Annotated in this window: 19 protein-coding genes; 5 read left to right on the forward strand and 14 right to left on the reverse strand. The window is 45.2% G+C overall.

The window, feature by feature from the left end; all coding sequences use genetic code 11:
- Nucleotides 1-177: 177 nt before the first annotated feature.
- The 3 genes from DKT75_RS17965 to DKT75_RS17975 all read right to left on the reverse strand — a co-directional run bounded on the left by DKT75_RS17965 (nucleotide 178) and on the right by DKT75_RS17975 (nucleotide 3,399).
- Nucleotides 178-1,233: a PepSY-associated TM helix domain-containing protein gene (locus tag DKT75_RS17965; RefSeq protein WP_109825360.1), complete on the reverse strand. Its 1,056-nt coding sequence runs from the start codon at nucleotides 1,231-1,233 to the stop codon at nucleotides 178-180.
- A 60-nt stretch (nucleotides 1,234-1,293) separates the two neighbouring features.
- Nucleotides 1,294-2,241 carry a hypothetical protein gene (locus tag DKT75_RS17970; protein ID WP_109825362.1) on the reverse strand — a complete coding sequence of 316 codons (948 nt, stop codon included), beginning with the start codon at nucleotides 2,239-2,241 and terminating at the stop codon, nucleotides 1,294-1,296.
- 198 nt (nucleotides 2,242-2,439) lie between these two features.
- Nucleotides 2,440-3,399, reverse strand: coding sequence for a zinc ABC transporter substrate-binding protein (locus DKT75_RS17975; protein WP_109825364.1), 960 nt, complete (start codon nucleotides 3,397-3,399; stop codon nucleotides 2,440-2,442).
- Between the two features lie 159 nt (nucleotides 3,400-3,558).
- Here DKT75_RS17975 and DKT75_RS17980 point away from each other — a divergent pair, with 159 nt between their 5' ends.
- Both DKT75_RS17980 and DKT75_RS17985 read left to right on the forward strand, forming a co-directional pair.
- Entirely contained in the window at nucleotides 3,559-4,290 is a 732-nt protein-coding gene (locus tag DKT75_RS17980; RefSeq protein ID WP_109825366.1) for an ATP-binding cassette domain-containing protein, read from the forward strand.
- Complete coding sequence (locus tag DKT75_RS17985) at nucleotides 4,283-5,095, forward strand: metal ABC transporter permease (protein ID WP_109825369.1); 813 nt, start codon at nucleotides 4,283-4,285, stop codon at nucleotides 5,093-5,095. Before DKT75_RS17980 ends, DKT75_RS17985 begins: the two co-directional genes overlap by 8 nt.
- 41 nt (nucleotides 5,096-5,136) lie before the next feature.
- On the opposite strand, the gene kce is transcribed toward DKT75_RS17985, so the two are convergent.
- The 9 genes from kce to DKT75_RS18030 all read right to left on the reverse strand — a co-directional run bounded on the left by kce (nucleotide 5,137) and on the right by DKT75_RS18030 (nucleotide 12,827).
- Complete coding sequence (kce, locus tag DKT75_RS17990) at nucleotides 5,137-6,069, reverse strand: 3,5-dioxohexanoate:acetyl-CoA acetone transferase (RefSeq protein ID WP_109825371.1); 933 nt, start codon at nucleotides 6,067-6,069, stop codon at nucleotides 5,137-5,139.
- Between the two features lie 2 nt (nucleotides 6,070-6,071).
- Nucleotides 6,072-7,100 carry a branched-chain amino acid ABC transporter permease gene (locus DKT75_RS17995; RefSeq protein ID WP_109825373.1) on the reverse strand — a complete coding sequence of 343 codons (1,029 nt, stop codon included), beginning with the start codon at nucleotides 7,098-7,100 and terminating at the stop codon, nucleotides 6,072-6,074.
- Nucleotides 7,097-7,960 (reverse strand): branched-chain amino acid ABC transporter permease, encoded by an 864-nt coding sequence (locus tag DKT75_RS18000; RefSeq protein WP_109825375.1) that lies wholly within the window; start codon nucleotides 7,958-7,960, stop codon nucleotides 7,097-7,099. Before DKT75_RS18000 ends, DKT75_RS17995 begins: the two co-directional genes overlap by 4 nt.
- A gap of 2 nt (nucleotides 7,961-7,962) precedes the next feature.
- Nucleotides 7,963-8,670 carry an ABC transporter ATP-binding protein gene (locus DKT75_RS18005; RefSeq protein WP_109825377.1) on the reverse strand — a complete coding sequence of 236 codons (708 nt, stop codon included), beginning with the start codon at nucleotides 8,668-8,670 and terminating at the stop codon, nucleotides 7,963-7,965.
- Nucleotides 8,663-9,391, reverse strand: a complete 729-nt coding sequence (locus DKT75_RS18010; RefSeq protein WP_109825379.1) for an ABC transporter ATP-binding protein — start codon at nucleotides 9,389-9,391, stop codon at nucleotides 8,663-8,665. Before DKT75_RS18010 ends, DKT75_RS18005 begins: the two co-directional genes overlap by 8 nt.
- Before the next feature lie 9 nt (nucleotides 9,392-9,400).
- Nucleotides 9,401-10,675, reverse strand: a complete 1,275-nt coding sequence (locus tag DKT75_RS18015; RefSeq protein ID WP_109825381.1) for an ABC transporter substrate-binding protein — start codon at nucleotides 10,673-10,675, stop codon at nucleotides 9,401-9,403.
- 73 nt (nucleotides 10,676-10,748) lie between these two features.
- Nucleotides 10,749-11,678 (reverse strand): 3-hydroxyacyl-CoA dehydrogenase family protein, encoded by a 930-nt coding sequence (locus DKT75_RS18020; RefSeq protein WP_109825383.1) that lies wholly within the window; start codon nucleotides 11,676-11,678, stop codon nucleotides 10,749-10,751.
- A gap of 4 nt (nucleotides 11,679-11,682) precedes the next feature.
- On the reverse strand, nucleotides 11,683-12,480 hold the full coding sequence (locus tag DKT75_RS18025; RefSeq protein WP_109825385.1) for an SDR family NAD(P)-dependent oxidoreductase: 798 nt from the start codon (nucleotides 12,478-12,480) through the stop codon (nucleotides 11,683-11,685).
- Nucleotides 12,480-12,827 (reverse strand): cupin domain-containing protein, encoded by a 348-nt coding sequence (locus tag DKT75_RS18030; protein ID WP_109825387.1) that lies wholly within the window; start codon nucleotides 12,825-12,827, stop codon nucleotides 12,480-12,482. The genes DKT75_RS18025 and DKT75_RS18030 overlap by 1 nt, the downstream gene beginning before the upstream one ends.
- Before the next feature lie 218 nt (nucleotides 12,828-13,045).
- Between DKT75_RS18030 and DKT75_RS18035 the strand changes: the two genes are divergently transcribed.
- On the forward strand, nucleotides 13,046-13,804 hold the full coding sequence (locus tag DKT75_RS18035) for an IclR family transcriptional regulator (protein WP_109825389.1): 759 nt from the start codon (nucleotides 13,046-13,048) through the stop codon (nucleotides 13,802-13,804).
- Nucleotides 13,805-13,862: 58 nt separating this feature from the next.
- Here DKT75_RS18035 and DKT75_RS18040 read toward each other — a convergent pair whose 3' ends face one another.
- A complete protein-coding gene (locus DKT75_RS18040; protein WP_211665487.1) occupies nucleotides 13,863-14,738 on the reverse strand; it encodes a cyclase family protein in 876 nt (291 codons plus the stop codon).
- A 207-nt stretch (nucleotides 14,739-14,945) separates the two neighbouring features.
- Here DKT75_RS18040 and DKT75_RS18045 point away from each other — a divergent pair, with 207 nt between their 5' ends.
- A complete protein-coding gene (locus DKT75_RS18045; protein WP_211665488.1) occupies nucleotides 14,946-15,371 on the forward strand; it encodes a CDP-alcohol phosphatidyltransferase family protein in 426 nt (141 codons plus the stop codon).
- Between the two features lie 100 nt (nucleotides 15,372-15,471).
- On the opposite strand, the gene DKT75_RS18050 is transcribed toward DKT75_RS18045, so the two are convergent.
- Nucleotides 15,472-16,059: a calcium-binding protein gene (locus DKT75_RS18050; RefSeq protein ID WP_109825391.1), complete on the reverse strand. Its 588-nt coding sequence runs from the start codon at nucleotides 16,057-16,059 to the stop codon at nucleotides 15,472-15,474.
- A 402-nt stretch (nucleotides 16,060-16,461) separates the two neighbouring features.
- Between DKT75_RS18050 and DKT75_RS18055 the strand changes: the two genes are divergently transcribed.
- A complete protein-coding gene (locus tag DKT75_RS18055; RefSeq protein ID WP_109825393.1) occupies nucleotides 16,462-17,490 on the forward strand; it encodes a DUF4124 domain-containing protein in 1,029 nt (342 codons plus the stop codon).
- Nucleotides 17,491-17,578 lie beyond the last annotated feature (88 nt).

Here is a 17,578-nt window from a genome sequence, read left to right on the forward strand (position 1 = left end):
AGGCTTAACAAACGTCCTAAGGGTTTTTTGGATCATATTGCGTAAGCCAGACATGGCTGAGTTTCCTGCAATATATATGCATGTCGCTCCTTTTGTAGGGTTCTTTATGTTCTCTCTAGCCATTCTGTTTTGGAACTACTGTTTGAAATTTTATAAAAGCACCGGTAATTAATCGTATTAACGTTTTTTGACGTAGGACATGAGTCCTAATAGGCCCAGCGTAAATAAGCTGAATCCAAAGATCGTTAATAAAATCCGATACCACAGCCCTAGTTTTGCGGTATGTAGTGGGTAAGCGAAGTCATATAAGCGCTCAATACTTGGGCGCTTAGTGTCATCCATATTGAGCTCCATACCCCCTGATCGAGCGTCGATATAGACAGTTGTTTGACCGCTGCTATTCCATCCATTAGCTTGTTGTAAGCCAATGATACGATAGGGGCTTGTTTCTGACTCTGGTGATACCCAGCGGACGGTCGCGTTTGGGTGTTGAGAGAGAGCACGCGTGACCACTTGTGACCAGCTGATAAACTCTTTGCCTGTGAGTGTGTCGAGCGGGCCGTCTGATAAAAGATAATCACCTTCAGAGATATATGGTTCTACTAAAAGCTCTTTTGATTGGTCGGGATAGGTAAGAAAAGTCCCTGTAGTACAGATAAGCAGAATAGGAATAAAGCTCATAAACCCAAGGTTGCTATGACTGCGAATGAGTTCGCCTTTTCTAATGCCTCTGAGCTTGGATGGAAATATTCCTAGTTTAAGTGCACGACGACGTGGCCACCAAATGATTAACCCGATTGCCATTGCTAAGACTAAAAATAGTCCGCTAAAACCAGCAATGTTTAGACCGATAGTATTGCCGAGTAAAAAGCGATGATGTAGATCTAATAGCCAGTCTTCAACGCGGCCGTTATCACTCCATTGCTCAATCAGTTCGCCATGTTGGCTATACAAAGCACGTTTGCTTTGATCAAGAACCACCTTGTGTAGCGCCAATCCTTCATGGTGAATTTGGATAAGCAGTAGCTCATTTGCAGCGTAGTGCGATGATATTTTATCAATAGCCAGCGCCAGTGATGCTGTATCCGCTTGAAGTGGCGCACGCGCTTGCTGCATGCTTAGCCACAGATATTCCTTCTTCCAAATAAGTAATGTGCCGCTAAGACTCATGCTCAACAACGTAAGACACAAGATTAGCCCAAGCCAGCGGTGTATAAGCTTTAATATCTTCATTAAACGTATTGTCCAAGTTCCTTGGACAATACGTTAGCTTTTATCATTTTAGGTCGCTATTTATTTCACCGTTGTTCTAAGCAGCACTAAGTTATCGAGTACAAGGTTAGAAGACCAAATGAACTGTGCATCAGCGTCTTTCGCATCAAACAGGTCAGTAAAGTTGGTATAAGATCGTTTGTTGTTAACGCCAACAGTGTTGTTAGTAAACGTTGTTGCAGCAGGCCATGCGCTGTCATTAAAGTCTGAGTTTGCCCAGTTTTCCGGGATTTCCCAATGTGCTGCTGATGTGCTTGCAGCGCTTTTTACAGACTGGTCATCACAAGCTGAGCTGTCACGTGCTTGTCCATCGACTACTAAACATGAGCGATCAACAATCGGTGCTGTATAAAACGTTTGTGCTTTCCAGCTGCCATCAGTAATTGCAATCGTTTTGCCATCTGCATCTTGAATCTGAGCAACTAGTCCACCATCCCCCGCATGAAGACTTGTACCACGGTTACTTTCCATTCCTAAGCCCAACGTTTCTTCCCAGTCCACCATTTTTACAGCAACGGTAAACGGGCGATCAGCTTTAAATCTCACAACATTTGAGTTAAACGGGGTGAAGACTACCGGGTCTACAGCAATGAGTTTGCCGTTAATAAATAGCTCGAAGTAGTTGTCAGCAAATATATAGGCGGTGAATGTTTCTGAGCCACCAGCGTCGATGACTGGGACTTTATCAAGCTGTAGCTGGCTAGTTGATCTGAGTTCTTCACCACCACATTCGTTGTATAGGTCGCTTGCTTTGGTAGCGGTTTCAAAGTTGGTTGCAGCTGGTACTGTCCACACTTTTCCGTTTTCTGACGTTATTTGGCCAACAGCACTGACGCGAGAGCGAGAACCACAGTCGTTAAGTCCTGCATTGAGTTGTGTCGTGGCAGCGCCAAGGGTAAAGCTAGGTTGTTCAGCATTGGCTGCTGCCGAAAGCAGTGCGACTGAAAATAAGAGTGATTGAATCTTCATAAGGGTACTTCCACGTGATTGCACTAGGCTGATTTAAGATAGTTATAGTCTAGTGTTTTTATGAGGGGAAGTTGCCGTCTTTACAAAAAACTTAAAACTGCACAAGAACTGGGTAATTTGATTGACCGAGGAGGAGTACTGAATGGACTTAGTAGGGTAGATAACCCGACAGCGACTGCCATCGGGTTAGGAAACCACTTACTTACATTGGCTGATGCTGTTTATCATAGCCTGTATCAACGCTTGATAATGACCACTGCCAGTGGAGATACTCGCACCTAAAGGATCCATCACGCCAATCGTCGAGATACTAGTGCCTGCAAAGACGTTTTTAACCAAGCCAGCATTGTACTGAGGCTCGGTAAAGATGCAGTTAACACCTAGTTTTTTAACGGTTTCTTGGATCTCTTTAACACGTGCTGGGCTAGGGTCTTCTGCATCACCCAGTGAAATAGAACCTGCTGCTGAGATACCAAAACGTTTTTCAAAATACTGATAGGCATCGTGGAACACAATGAACTTAGGTTGTCCAAGTGCTTCAATCTGCGTGCGAGTAGACACGATCATTGCATCCAATGAGGCGATTGTTGCTGTTGCGTTACTGCTATAAGCCGCTGCATTTTCAGGGTCTTGCTTTGATAAAACGTCGCTGATGTGTTTTACCCATATTTTTGCATTTTCAGGATCTAACCATGCATGAGGGTCATTGCCGTCATGCTCATCATGATGTTCGTCTTTTTTGTGTTCTTTCTCATCGTCATGACCTTCTTCTTCGTGCTCGTCATCATGTTCGTGTTTTTCAAAAGTAGCGCCTTCACGGTAGCCGTGAGTTGTCGTGCCTTCAATCTCTAAAACTTCGACTTTTTGTGCTGAACTGGCAAGGTTATCTAATGACTTTTCAAGCCAAGGCGTAAATCCTTCGCCAATCCAAAAAACAACGTCTGCACTTGCTAGTGCTTTAGCTTGTGAAGGGCGAAGTGTGTAGTGGTGAGGGGAAGATTCAGCAGGGATGATGAGTGTAGGTTCTGCTACACTGCCCATCACTTGGCTAACCAGTGAATGTAATGGAGCAATATCTACGGCAACGGAAGGTGGTGCCGCATGGGCATTGAGTGATAGGCCAAGTAAGGCTGCACAGGCGACTATAGAACGGCGCATTTGGGTTCTCCTTTGTATAGTTACAATTTTGAGATAAAAGAAATTTGAATAGAAAATATAACTGATACGTTATAACATATCATAATTAGCTCAGTAAATGATATTCAAATAAGTCTTTACTGTACAGTGCCTTTTTTAAACGTTGTCAGGTATGCATGTATGTTAATTGAATGCGACAATTTGTCGGTTCATATCGGTAAGAAATCGATTCTGAAAGACATTAGTTTTTCGATTAGTCCAAAAGAAATTGTAACGATTCTTGGTCCTAATGGCTCGGGGAAAACGACCTTGTTCAAGACTTTGATAGGGGCGATTACCCCTACTTCAGGTATATTGACGAAAAAATATAGGTTACGCATTGGCTATGTCCCGCAACGTTTACATATTGATGAAACCTTACCTATGACAGTAAGACGCTTTATGAATTTGCCAAGTGGGCATTCCAAAAAAACGGTCGCAGATGCCTTGGCTCATGCCGGTGTGCCTGAGCTAGACAAGCAGCAGATCATAGATTTATCGGGTGGGCAGTTTCAACGGGTGTTGTTAGCGCGTGCTTTGCTAGGTAACCCTGATCTATTGTTGTTGGATGAAGCAACGCAGGGTTTGGATCACCGTGGTTCAGCAGATTTTTACCGACAGATTGCCAGCGTCAGAAAGAATCTTGGTTGCGCCATTCTGATGATTAGTCATGAACTGCATGTGGTGATGCGACAGACAGATCGTGTGATTTGCTTAAATGGTCATATCTGCTGTCAGGGTGAACCAGAGGTTGTTAGCGACTCACCAGAGTACCACGCGCTATTTGGTCTTGATCAAGAAAGCGAAGCGGCGCTTTATTTACATCAGGGTCACCACTCTCATTCTCACTTAAAGCAGGTGTCAAATGCTTGATGATTTTCTAGTCCGTGCCATGTTGGCTAGTGTCGGTGTTGCTCTGGCCGCTGCGCCGTTAGGATGTTTTGTGATTTGGCGTCGAATGGCTTATTTCGGTGATGCTACCGCTCATGCTGCGGTGTTGGGTGTGGCGCTATCACTGGCATTCTCATTGCCTATATTTGTCGGTGTATTAGCTATGTGCTTGATCATGGCCATTACCGTATCCAGCTTGAGTGGCCGTGGCTTTGCTATGGATACTTTGCTCGGTGTTATGGCACATTCTTCCTTGGCCATCGGCCTGGTGGCTGTGTCGTTTTTATCGGGTGTGCGGATTGATCTGATGTCGTATTTATTTGGTGATATTTTGGCGGTAGGCAAAAGCGACCTGTTATTGATCTGGGGTGGGGCTGCCACGGTGCTGTTCTTAATTATATGGCGATGGTCGGGGCTTTTACTATCGACATTAAACGCTGACTTAGCACTTGCCAGTGGTTTTAAACCTAAGCAGGAGCAAATGATTTTAACGATTGCCCTAGCGATTGTGGTTGCGGTGGCTATTAAAGTGGTTGGGGTGTTGTTGATAGCAGCTATGTTGATTGTACCAGCTGCCACAGCGCGGGCGTTTAGTCAGACGCCGGAAACAATGGCTATTGTAGCAGCTGGTATCGGTGCGTTTTGTGGTTTGGCAGGGCTTCAATCGTCTTACTACTTTGATACGCCGACAGGGCCGACGATTGTTTGTGTTTGTGCACTGTTGTTTGTGATTACTACGATTGTAGCAAGAGCGTATCGGGTGCTTACCACGGGTGAAAAGGTTTAAGCGGCTAGCTTAAAGAAAGCAGACCGCTTAAGTGATAATGCTTAGAAGTTAGTATTATCGCCGCCTTTAAGATCAAGTATTTCACGTGCTTCATCAGGCGTAGCCACTTCGCAACCTAGGTCTTCAATGATGCGACGAATCTTAGCAACCTGCTGTGCATTACTCTCAGCAAGCTCACCACGTGAGATAAATAGGCTGTCTTCAAGACCAACACGGACATTACCTTTCATTTGGCTAGCCGTTGTTGCGAGTGACATCTGAGAGCCACCTGCACCCAGTACAGACCAACGATAGTTATCACCAAACAAACGATCCGCCGTTTGCTTCATGAAAATAAGGTTTTCAACTTCTGGCCCAATACCACCCAAAATACCAAAGATAAACTGGATGAAAATAGGCGCTTTAAATAGACCAGTATCCACACAGTACTTCAAATTATACAAGTGACCAACGTCGTAGCACTCATGTTCAAACTTGATGTTGTGAGGTGCAAGCGTCTTAGAAACTTTTTCAATATCATTAAAGGTATTGCGGAAAATGTAAGTATCCGAATTTTCAACGTACTCCTTTTCCCAGTCATGCTTCCATGACTCATAGCGCTTAGCCAATGGGTGGAATGAAAAATTCATCGAGCCCATATTCAGTGAGCACATCTCTGGTGAGAACTTCTCAGCAGGGGCAATACGTTCTTCGATAGTGGTTTTAAGACTGCCGCCTGTTGAAATGTTGATAACCGCATCCGTTTGGCTTTTGATATTAGGCAAAAACGCAGCAAAGTGATCAGGGTTTAGTGATACAGAACCATCTTTTGGATCACGTGCATGTAAGTGCAAAATTGAAGCACCTGCTTCTGATGCGGCAACGGCTTGCGCAGCAATATCTTCAGCAGTGTAAGGCAATGCGTCTGACATTGTTGGTGTGTGAATAGCACCTGTAATAGCACAGGTGATAATGGTTTTCTTTTGGCGAGCCATTATTAGCTTCCTTTCTTTGATTGAGTAGTTTGGACGCGATAGCCCAGTGGAAAGAGTTGTAAATCCCAACGATCTCGGATGATTCCCCAAAGGCCTTTTGGGGCTTTCAACATAATGACGATAGCAACAACACCCAGCGCAATCAGGTAGGTTGTGCCAAGGTCTGCCAGTGTTTCACGCATTAGGAAGTAAACCAGTGTGCCGATAATGGGCCCTTCTAGCGTACCGATACCACCGATAACCACGATGAAAATAACGAAGGCTGTCCAGTCATTAACAGAAAATGCTGCATCAGGCGAGATACGTAGTTTCTGTAGGAAAATCAGAGCACCAACAACCGATGTTAAGGCCGCAGTGATGACATATACCAAGAACTTTGTACGCCAGATGTTGATACCTAAAGATGAAGCCGCCAGTTCATTATCGCGAATAGCAGACAGTGCTAAACCTTTGCGTGAGCGTAAGAAAAGGTATACAGCTAATATAACCGCTACCATCACACCCAGCGCTAGCCAGTAACTGAGAGACTCACGCGCTGCTCGTCCATCGGCCATGGACTTGATAATGCTGATCGGTAACGATGTTCCCGAGCCACCACCAAGACTAGAGACTTGAGCGAAGGTAAGGCGAAAGACTTCCGCAATAACCCATGTTCCAATGGCAAAGTAAGCTCCATGTAAACGAAAAACTAAGGCAGCGATTGGAATAGAAACCAATCCGCCTAGTATCGCGACGCCAATAAGCGCAACCACAGGGCTCAGTCCCGCAAACATCGTCAGCGAGAACAGCATATAGCCACCAAAACCCACATAGGCTTGCTGTCCTACGGAAACTAGGCCGGCATAACCCGCCATTAAGTTCCATAGCGTTGCCAAGGATAGGTAGAGGAACAACTCAGCCATCAAACGCATGTCTGCTCGTCCTGCCCACAGCGGCGCAGAGATCAAAATGACTAAAATAATCACGGCCGCAAAACTGGCAATCAGGCTTGCTTTTGAGCGTCGTGTTACGTGCATGTTTTCGATGCTCATCCTGATACCCTCGGGAAAAACCCACGTGGTTTAAAGGCAATAATGCAGAGGAATGTGATGTGACCTGCAAGCAACTGCCAGCCGGGGTTAATCTGCGCGCCCAGTGTTTGTGCAACACCCAAAATAATACCGCCGACTAAAGTTCCCCATAGGTTGCCAAGACCACCGATAATGACTGCTTCAAAGCCAAAGATTAGGCGTGCACCACCAATAGAAGGGTCAAAGTTCGTCCGTACACCGAGCATGACACCCGCAACGGCTGTGACAGCTAGTGCTAACGCCATGGCTAAACCAAAGATGTGACGACGGTTAAGTCCCATTAGTTGTGCAATGTCTTGATTATCAGATACCGCACGGAACGAACGTCCCAGTGATGTGTGATAAAACATCCAGTGCAAACTTGCGATAATGGCAACCGCAATCCCGAAAGTAAGCAGTGGCAGCACACCAATAGATAAGTCACCAACACTTATACTGGCTATCTCAAGCGTACCTGCATCTAACTTTTGAGGGTCAGCCGAGTAAACCTCTAGCAGTACATTTTGGATAATGACGGACAAACCAAAGGTCACTAGTAGTGGTGGTAGTAGGTCGTCGCCTAGCGTTTTGTTGAGTATGCCGCGTTGCAGTACATAACCAATGGCTGCCATCATCGGGACAACCGCGAACATGGCGAGTAAAGGGTGTATGCCTAACATGATGGTGACTGATAAGCCAAGGTAGGCTGCCAATACGATCAAGTCACCATGAGCGATATTCACTAAGCGCATCACACCAAAAATTAAGGAAAGCCCCGCCGCAAATAGCGCGTACAAACCTCCTAATAGAATTCCCTGTATCAGAGCGTTAATCCAATCCATGTTTAATGCACTCCAAAGTAAGCACGACTGATTGCTTCGCGTTCAACGGTTTGAGAATCACCTTCCAGTGCTACACGTCCTTCCTGCAAACAGTAGAATCGTGCTGACACGGCTAGCGCTTTACTAATATCTTGCTCAACAATCACAGCACTCATACCGTCATCGATGATGTTAGGTAGGGCGTCGTAGATGGTTTTGATAATGACAGGGGCAAGTCCAAGACTGATTTCATCAAATAAAATAAGGTCAGGGTTAGCCATCAGTGCGCGACCAATAGCCACCATCTGTTGTTGACCACCTGATAGCGAGGTTGACGGCTGGTTTCGACGCTCTTCCAAAATAGGAAATAGCTGATAAAGCGCCTTTAAGTTCCACGGCCCTTTACGTCCAACGCGTCCGCCAATAATCAAGTTTTCTTCAACGGATAAGGATGGGAATAGTTGTCGTCCTTCAGGGACTAATGCAATACCTTTGGTAGCTACTTGGTCAGCACGCAGCGCACCAATAGGCTCGTCACGGTATACAATTTGCTCTGCATTATTGCTATTAAGCCCAGCAATAGAGCGCATCAGTGTTGTCTTACCTGCACCATTGGCGCCGATGATGGCAATAACTTCACCTTCTGCAATGCTCAGGTCCAAATCAAACAACGCTTGAAAGTCACCGTAGTGTGCGCATAAATTGTGGGTTTTAAGTACTTGGTCAGCCATTAGCGTCAATCCCCAGGTAAATTTCTTGTACTTCCTTACTCTTCATCACCGTATCAGGGTCTCCTTCAGCAATTTGTTCACCAAAGTTAATGACCACCAAACGGTCAACGACCGCGAGTAGGGCATGCACTACGTGTTCGATCCAAATAATCGAAACACCGCTTTTGTGGATCTTTTTGATGGTTGAAATAAGTGAGACACACTCTGCTTCCGTAAGGCCACCTGCGATTTCGTCGAGTAGCAATAGCTTGGGCTTAGCACAGAGTGCGCGTGTTAACTCTAAACGTTTACGTTCTAACAAGGTGAGGGTGCCCGCCAAGGCATTAGCTCTGTGTAGTAGCTCTGTTTGTTCCAGTACTTCTAAACAGTGTTGCTTGGCAGCACTACCTTTCATATCAGCGGCTTGTGTGGCGGCAACCATGGCGTTTTCAAATACGGTCATGCCCACAAAGGGCTGCGGTACTTGGAAACTTCTTGCTATGCCTGCTCGACAACGGTCTGCGGCGCTCATACGAGTAACATCTTTGCCATCAAAGGTCACTGTGCCTTTATCAGCTTTAAGCGTCCCTGTAATTAAGTTAAACATCGACGTTTTACCTGCACCATTAGGTCCAAGAACCCCCAGAGCCTCACCTTGCTTTAGCCCAAAGCTGAGCTCATTAGCAACGGTGATAGCGCCGAAAGACTTACCTAAGTTATGCAGTTTTAGGATTTCAGTCATGGATTTAAATTATCCTAAAAGTTTTAGTTCACCAGTAAGCGGAATAGCTGGGGCCGATGTGTTAGCCACAATCTTAAGATCAAATTTATCGCCTTCACGCTGCCATTGACCTGCTACTAGCGGTGTCTTGGTGACATTGTTAATAGGGCCGTTTGACCAATCGACGTTACCGACGATAGTGTCAAGCTTAGTACCCGCAATCGCTTTAATGATGGCACTTGGATCACTAAGATCATCAGCACGCTTGATCACATCTGCAACTACTTCAAATAGCGCATGTTTAAAGCCGATAGGCTGTGTCCATGGGCGACCAGATGCTGCGGTATAACCGTGTGCAAGGTCTTTGGCTGAAGCGCCTGTCAGTGAAGAGTTAAATGGATGGTTTGGTGACCACCAAACTTCTGACGACAAACCATCGCCACGTTCACCCAGTGACTCAACCACTGATGGGAAAAGGATAGCTTTACCGATAGTGACTACTTTTGGCTTTAGGCCCTGTTGTGCGGCTTGAGACCAGAACGTTGCAAAGTCAGGTGGGATCATGTTTCCAGTGATAATTTCACAGCCCGCTTCTTTAAACGCTGAAATTTGACTTGAGAAGTCATCAGTTAACGGCTGGTATTGACCTGGTACAACAAGGTTATAGCCAGCTTCTGCTAATGGCTTTGGTAAACCAAGCTCAGGGTGACCCCATGCATTACCATCCGCGTCATTTGGAAATAGTCCACCAGCAACCTTTTTAACGCCAGTCTTGCCCCACATGTCTAGGAAAGAGCCAATGACATCTTCTAGGCCCCAGAAGAAATGGTAAGTCGAGTCAAAGCCTTTACCTGGGACACCTTTACGACCGAAGAAGTAGGGCTGCCATGGGCAATCCGTAGTAATACAAGGGACTTCCATTGCTTCTGCCTGATCAGCGACAGGGTTTACGGTATCTGGCGTTGAGGCAGCCACAATAATGTCTACTTCATCACGCAGAATAAGGTCTGCTGCAACCTGTGCAGCGCGGTTAGGGTTAGACTGGCTATCTTTTGAGATGATTTTGACCGTATAGCGTTTACCGTTGTTTTCAATGCCACCTTCAAAGGCTTTAGCAATAGCTGCTAATACATAGTCGTCTGCCTCGGCAAAACCCGCTAGAGAGCCAGTGCGCGGGCTAACATGACCAATTTTAATAACTGGGTTGTCAGCATAAGCATTTGTGTATTTAAGAATGGCAGGCGCGGCCATAATGGCGGCAGTTCCTTTTAGAAAGTTTCTACGTGATCCGTGTGATTTACTCATGGTTCCTCCTCCAAACACCAAAATCGCTTTGGTGTGATTGTTCAAACGAATGTTGACTCAGATTTCGAGTCTATTAACTTTTATCGATAATCGTTTCCAGCTTACTTAGGTGAGAACTCACCTTGTTACGTACTTCATCGGCTTCTTCAGCCGTCCACTTTTGAAAGCCTTCACCACTTTTCATGCCGAGTTTTCCTTCGTCTACAAGCTTTTGCAGGTAAGGAGAGGGGCCTTGGCGGCTTTCTAAATCAAATAAAACGTTTTCATGGATATCTAAGGTCAAATCGGTACCTACTAGGTCAGAATTTTCTAGCGGTCCTAGTACGGCTAAACGACGCCCAAAACTGGCTTTGATAACGGTGTCGACGGCTTTGGCATCACAGATGCCGCGTTCAACCAAGCTAATTGCTTCGCGCCATAGTGCGTGTTGCAAGCGGTTACCGATAAAACCAGGAACATCCTTCTCTACCATAACAGGTGTTTTTTCGGCATGGGTGAGCAGTGCCATCATATCGTCTGCAACCGTGCTGTCTGTCCACTCTGTTTTAATCACTTCAACCAGCGGGATCATATGAGGTGGGTTCCACCAATGGGTTCCAACTGCACGATGGCGAGTTTTCAAACCAATCATAATCTTGCTGATCTGAATCACAGATGTATTCGACGCTAAGATGCAATGTGCTGGCGCGTATCTTTCAATATCCGCAAAAATTTGTTGTTTGAGTGGAAGCTTTTCAGGGGCAGCTTCAAATACCACATCGGCATTTTTAACCGTTTCTTCCAGTGTTTCGTAAACGGCTATGCGCTGCAAGATGGGCTTTTGCTCGATCACTGAAACACCAAGTGCTGTTAAACTTTTAGCGATGTGTTGAATTAGTGCTTCCCGTGCTGCAGGCATCGGGTCAGTGATCGATATCGTATGCCCTGCGCGAGCCATTACTAGAGCGATACCATGCCCCATCAATCCAGCGCCAATTATCCCAATGTGTCGTTGTTCACTCATTGTATTATCCTGCTGTATAGCCGCCATCGGCATATAAGATATGACCGGTGTAGAAGTCAGAGGCCTTTGAAGAAAGGAACAGTAATGGGCCTGATAAATCTTCTGGTTCGCCTAAGCGTCCTTTCGGAACACGCGCCAAGAAACCTTCACGTACCGCGATCGCTTTTTCAGTGTCTTCAAACATCCAAGCGGTTAACGGTGAGCGGAAAACAGTTGGGGCAATAGCATTAACCGTGATGCCTGTTGGGCCGAGCTCGCACCCGAGCGCTTTAGTCATTCCATCAACGGCCGCTTTAGAGGCACAGTAAGCGGTATATCCCGCTGGGTGGCCAAGCAGGCCACGTGCAGATGAAACTAATACGATCTTTCCGCCATTGCCTTGGGCTTTCATAATGCCGGCTGCGGCACGTGACAATAGCCAGCTTTGTGTGACGTTAGCATCCATTACATCTTTAAAGGTGTCTGGCTCCATGTCATTAATCAGTGCGATTTTGTTCATGCCAGAGGCAACGACTAAGATATCGAGTGAGCCATAACGACTAACAGCGGTTTCCATGAGGGCATTACAAGCTGTTTCTTCGATGGGGCGCATATTAACCGTTGTAACGTCAGCACCTGACTCACGACATTCGCTGGCAATTTCTTCTAAAGCGATTGCGTTACCCGCTGCTAATACTAGCTTGCAGCCTGCACCGGCTAAGATACGTGCGGCAACCATACCAAAAGCACCAGATGCGCCGGTAATAACGGCTACTTTATCTTTAACTTCAAACATGAATAGGGGATTAGTAATTCCAGACATTATGTAGCCTCCGGTGGGTAGGGCATGACGACCATCATGATGCAAACATCGTTACGACGGTTTTCTATTTCGCGCACTTCATTCGCTGGAATGGTGCAGCTATCAAATTTCTTGAGGGTTGTTTCATTGCCATCAATGATGACGGTCATTTCGCCTTCGACGACGACATAGACTTTTTCGAAGGGTGTGCTGTCTGGGCCAGCGCCACCACCGGGTAAGAACTGAGATAAGCCCACCCATTGATTGGTTGGGCCACCTTCCATGAAACCTTGTAGGCGTAAGCCAAGGACATCACGATGATTCGGTGCGATATAGGGTTGAGCATCTTGGAAACGATTAACTAGCATGACGTCTCCCAGTTAAGGCCTTTCTGATTCATATTTCCTCCTTTGAGCCTAAGCACCTTTAGTTAATGGTGAGTAGTGCTTGATGATATAGTTAATGATACACTTGTATCGTAATGCGGTCAATGATAACTGCATCGTGGTTTTAATGTATTGCTACGTGGTTCATTATATTTACGTTAGAATGCGCGGCTACGATTTATATGAGGGTTTAAAAAGAAATGGCTAATACTGATAAAGGTGAGTCTAGAAGTGGTATTCAGGTTATTGCCAGAGCAGCTGCGGTGCTTAGAGAGCTGAAGGGCAATACCTCAGGCATGAGTATTGGTCAGATTGCTGAACGTTTGGAGCTACCTCGCTCAACGGTGCAGCGGATTGTCGGGGCACTTAAAGAAGAGCGATTAGTGATTGCATCTTCTTCATCGGGTGGTTTACGTCTGGGTCCTGAGTTACATGCACTTGCAGGTGCTGCTCGTTATGACATTGTTGAGCTATGTAAGCCTCATTTAAGTGATTTGGTTGCGAAAACAGGCGAAACAGCGGATTTATCGGTACTGCGCGACAATAAAATGATCTTCTTGGATCAAGTACAAGGTTCGCACCGTTTACGTACCGTGTCCGTCGTAGGTTCTACCTTTCCTTTAACCACCACAGCGAATGGAATTGCGTGTTTGTCCATGTTAGATGATGAACAAGTTTCTAAGTTAGTGCATACAGAGTGGGATAAAGAAGGTATTAATGGTGACTTTGAAGCATTGTTGGCAAGAGTGAGTCGAGCGCGTGATAATGGCTTGAGCTATGACAGGGAATATCACTCTCGTGGAGTGTCTGCGATTGGCTTTGCTTTTCGTGACAGCTTGAATGAGGTTTACTCAATATCTGTGCCAGTACCTTCATCTCGTTTTGATGAGCTTGAAGAGCATGTTAGTAATACTCTGCGTATATTAAAGATTGAAATAGAACATCTGATGGTTGGCTAATTAAAATTGTGTTTTGAGTAACCGTCCCTGATATTAGGGACGGTACTCTGATCTTGCTTTAGGTCTTGTCGTTACCTGTTTCGATACGATAGTCACCACTAGGATCAACCATCGCAACAAGGCGAACGATACAACCGTCACCTTTCTTCCAGCGCCAAGGGAATGCAGCAAACGTCACACGCTTGCCAGTAACCTTGTCAATATCACCGCCTACGTTTTCAAATCCACAGATACCTGCAGAAAGAATCGCGTTATGGCAAGGCTCCCAGTCAGGGAAGTCCTCAATGACATCACGACCAGTTTCTGCTTTATATTCTTCACAAATATTAGGTAGAAGACCGTGAGGTTTACCTGGGCCGTGTGGGCCAATTGCAGTGGCAAGTGGGTGGTCTAATGCTTGTGTGTCATTACCAACCATCTTTACTTTCTTTTTAACAAACCACTCACCCGCTTCTTTACCAAAGCCTGGCGCATGTCCGTAATAAATCTGGTTGTCACCGTAGTATTTGTGCCATCCAGTATTGATGATAACAATGTCACCTTCACGGATTTTAGGTGTCGCATTCTCTAGGTCTTCTGCTGTAATCATTTCCCATTTTTTCTTTGGGATGTCTAATACAACACCGGTACCAAAGAAGTAAGGTAGTGGTACTTCGTCCATGAATGGCGCGCCCGGTACAACGTGTGCTGGTGCATCAATGTGTGTTCCAGAGTGCATAACAGTCGTGATTTTCTGTGTTAGTACACCACCCGTCTTAGCCATGCCATGTAAACGTTCGATCTTTACATCTTCAAAGTAAGGCCAGCAAGGCTGTCCCTGACCCCATGGGTGACTTAAGTCGTAAAACTGTATACCCATGTTGTTCTTGTCATTTGACTCTTCGAACTGACATAAAGACTCATCGCGCCAATCGCCTTCTTCCCATCCTGGCATATTCCTTCTCCTCGTGGTTTTTAAATAAATCACATTGTGGTACATGTGTATCATTATGGTAGCACAGAAAAGTTGAAGTGATAAATAATAAATTCCATAAAGCTACCGCTATTTCCGTTTCTAACTGGCAGCACCGACGCTCGGGAACCACAGCCGACCATTCTTTCGTTCGCAAAAGATTTACCAAACTAATGCTCACTCGCGGGATTGGCTTGCACCGTTTTAGCAATCTATTTCAGCATCACAGGTGTTTATTACGCAGCAATGATCGGCATGATCTGGGCGGTTGCATTTGATTGGGCAGATGGACTTGTTGCTAGGCGCATGAAAGGTCGCAAGGGGTATCAAAGTATCTTTGGCGGTCAGCTAGATGTATTAATCGATATAGTGAATTACGGCGTCACCCCAGCTATTTTGTTGATGAGCCACGGAAACTTTGAACCCGTGTTTCTAATCGGTGCATTTATTATGCTGGCAGCTAGCGCAATTAGACTAAGTTATTTCAGTACATTCGGCTTATCTGGTGGTGCTAAGTACACAGGTTTAGCATTGGATAACAACAGCATTATTTTAGTATTCATCTTCTTATTTGAAAGTACTTTTAGTCAGGGCTCTTTTTCATCTGTAGCGTAAATTATTATAAAACTTTGCAAGTACTCAGTCGTGAGGCCCAACTAGTTATAGTTGAGCCTCTTGCTGGTAGCACTGTTAATTACCTTCTAAAGGGGAATAATTAACAATTAACTAGTGTGTCAATGCCTGGTCCGCCGTTACAACCGTTATTGCCTACACCGCCATTTAGGTAGTCTCTTCCTGACTCGCCATTCAAGCTGTCGTAGTCTTGACCACCATATAAACGGTCACGACCTTGACCACCATACATGCGGTCTTCACCTCGTTGTCCGTAAAGAGAGTCACGTCCACGGTTACCATTGATAGTGTCGTGTCCGCTACCGCCAAAGATTTTATCATTACCACGGTTACCATTTAGCGTGTCATTACCACGTCCACCACAGATAATGTCATTACCACCTCGGCCGTCAACACGGTCATTACCTGCACCAGCATAGATGACGTCTTGTCCTGGTGTACCGACGATATAATCTGCGCCTGGTGTGCCCCACATCGTAACGCGGCGACCTTGGCAAGTCATAATTCTAAGTGGTCTAATAGTACGCAAATTTTCCATGGTAATAAGTTTTAGACCAGGGATCGCTCTAATCGTCAGGTTATCCGCGCTAACGGTTTGAAGGGTAGCTGCTGTTCCAACTAATGTTAGAAGTATCGCAGCTGCAGTGCTCTTTAAAGTAATTGATTTCATAGTGTTTCTCCCGAACAACTAATACAAATATAAGATTAAGAACATTTAATGCTCTTACACTGTACAGCGCGAGATAGACTAAATATGGCTCAATTACTTTGAGTTATTTTCACCTTATCTGCTTTTATATACCGTTGGTCGACCTAAAGTTAGTGATTTTCATTGGGTTAGTGCTAGGTGTCTTTAAGTGTTTTCTTTGTTGCTTATCAAGTTTTCTCCCCTACCGTTGGTACAGCTTATCGACGCTGTAAAATATGCATATCCGCCCCTTATTACCGCGTAACCAGATATCCGCGCCTTTACAGGAACAAATACTAATAGCTGTGATATTCATAGCACTTGAAAAGGTTAAGCCTGTTTAGGGAACACTTAATCACTGTGATTGAATGCAAAGGAATTGCTATGCCCACAACACGTCTGCGTACCGCGTTACTATTGATTGCGATCTTGCTATATATGCCATTGGCTCATGCTGAAATCTATCAGTGGGTGGATGCGAATGGGATGACACATTTTAGTGATAAACCACGTAAGTCTGGACCTAGTAATGTGATTCGCAAAGCTAAAGCAGTGAATAAAGAAGTACGCAGAAAAGCTTTACCAAAAAGACAATTTAACCGGCCCGTCAAGCAAGTACGAAGAGTAGCAAAGCCTGTTCGTACTAGAAAAGCGCCAGTGGTTAAGAAAGTCATCAATAGACAAATGCGTAGCAATGTCGTGGCTAATAAAGAGAAACCTCAGAAAAGGGTGGCTCCGCGTCCCAAGCAAGTCTTAACTAAGAGGCCTTATCTAGTAGAGAATGAGCAGCGTCCAGAAATATCAAATTATGCAGCTAATCTAACAGCAAGTTTAAGCGCGACTATCTATGACATTGAAAGGATTACTGAGCCTAAGCCGGAGCTGGCACCAGAAGTAGTATTTGAAGCCGAACCTATGCCGCCTCAGAGGAAAGTCATTAGTAATGTTAAGCAGTCACTGTGTCAGAACAACCAAAGACTGTTAACGGTGCTACATGAAAAAGGCTTTGAGTATTACTACGATGATACGGGTGACCTGCGTGTTGCATGGGGTGTAGAAGGTTTCTATAGGCAAAAGACGCGTTACTTAAGTGATAATGAGGTCGCCCAAAAAACTAAAGCAGTGTCCTTTGGAATCAAGCAATACTGTGAACAGCCATTCGATAAAAAACTGCAAGCGAAAGCGCGCGAAGATTGGATTCGTTCAGAGTATTGTGACGTGAGTAAGGTGATATTAGCCGATTTAAAGCACCCATTCATGAGAACATCTGATCGTGATATTCAGGATCAGGAGAAGGAAATGAAGCGCTTTTGTTCTGAGTATCCGACTAATAAATACCGTGATGACGAACGCTATTATCCTAAGTCGTTGCACGTTAAAAGACTGAATCAGAAGCACTTTTTGTATCGATAAGATTACTATTCATAGCTTGTTTGAGTGTTTATTCTTATAAAAGGTTACATTTAAAATAGTCTAGGAATTAAGTTTCGGTCTTAATACT

This window comes from Leucothrix arctica, from assembly GCF_003172895.1.
GTDB classification, from domain to species: Bacteria; Pseudomonadota; Gammaproteobacteria; order Thiotrichales; family Thiotrichaceae; genus Leucothrix; species Leucothrix arctica.

Excerpts from the sequence above, each read along its gene's own strand:
- DKT75_RS17965 (WP_109825360.1), bottom strand. The coding sequence starts at position 1,233 with ATGAAGATATTAAAGCTTATACACCGCTGGCTTGGGCTAATCTTGTGT.
- DKT75_RS17970 (WP_109825362.1), bottom strand. The coding sequence starts at position 2,241 with ATGAAGATTCAATCACTCTTATTTTCAGTCGCACTGCTTTCGGCAGCA.
- DKT75_RS17975 (WP_109825364.1), bottom strand. The coding sequence starts at position 3,399 with ATGCGCCGTTCTATAGTCGCCTGTGCAGCCTTACTTGGCCTATCACTC.
- DKT75_RS17980 (WP_109825366.1), top strand. The coding sequence starts at position 3,559 with ATGTTAATTGAATGCGACAATTTGTCGGTTCATATCGGTAAGAAATCG.
- DKT75_RS17985 (WP_109825369.1), top strand. The coding sequence starts at position 4,283 with ATGCTTGATGATTTTCTAGTCCGTGCCATGTTGGCTAGTGTCGGTGTT.
- kce (WP_109825371.1), bottom strand. The coding sequence starts at position 6,069 with ATGGCTCGCCAAAAGAAAACCATTATCACCTGTGCTATTACAGGTGCT.
- DKT75_RS17995 (WP_109825373.1), bottom strand. The coding sequence starts at position 7,100 with ATGAGCATCGAAAACATGCACGTAACACGACGCTCAAAAGCAAGCCTG.
- DKT75_RS18000 (WP_109825375.1), bottom strand. The coding sequence starts at position 7,960 with ATGGATTGGATTAACGCTCTGATACAGGGAATTCTATTAGGAGGTTTG.
- DKT75_RS18005 (WP_109825377.1), bottom strand. The coding sequence starts at position 8,670 with ATGGCTGACCAAGTACTTAAAACCCACAATTTATGCGCACACTACGGT.
- DKT75_RS18010 (WP_109825379.1), bottom strand. The coding sequence starts at position 9,391 with ATGACTGAAATCCTAAAACTGCATAACTTAGGTAAGTCTTTCGGCGCT.
- DKT75_RS18015 (WP_109825381.1), bottom strand. The coding sequence starts at position 10,675 with ATGAGTAAATCACACGGATCACGTAGAAACTTTCTAAAAGGAACTGCC.
- DKT75_RS18020 (WP_109825383.1), bottom strand. The coding sequence starts at position 11,678 with ATGAGTGAACAACGACACATTGGGATAATTGGCGCTGGATTGATGGGG.
- DKT75_RS18025 (WP_109825385.1), bottom strand. The coding sequence starts at position 12,480 with ATGTCTGGAATTACTAATCCCCTATTCATGTTTGAAGTTAAAGATAAA.
- DKT75_RS18030 (WP_109825387.1), bottom strand. The coding sequence starts at position 12,827 with ATGCTAGTTAATCGTTTCCAAGATGCTCAACCCTATATCGCACCGAAT.
- DKT75_RS18035 (WP_109825389.1), top strand. The coding sequence starts at position 13,046 with ATGGCTAATACTGATAAAGGTGAGTCTAGAAGTGGTATTCAGGTTATT.
- DKT75_RS18040 (WP_211665487.1), bottom strand. The coding sequence starts at position 14,738 with ATGCCAGGATGGGAAGAAGGCGATTGGCGCGATGAGTCTTTATGTCAG.
- DKT75_RS18050 (WP_109825391.1), bottom strand. The coding sequence starts at position 16,059 with ATGAAATCAATTACTTTAAAGAGCACTGCAGCTGCGATACTTCTAACA.
- DKT75_RS18055 (WP_109825393.1), top strand. The coding sequence starts at position 16,462 with ATGCCCACAACACGTCTGCGTACCGCGTTACTATTGATTGCGATCTTG.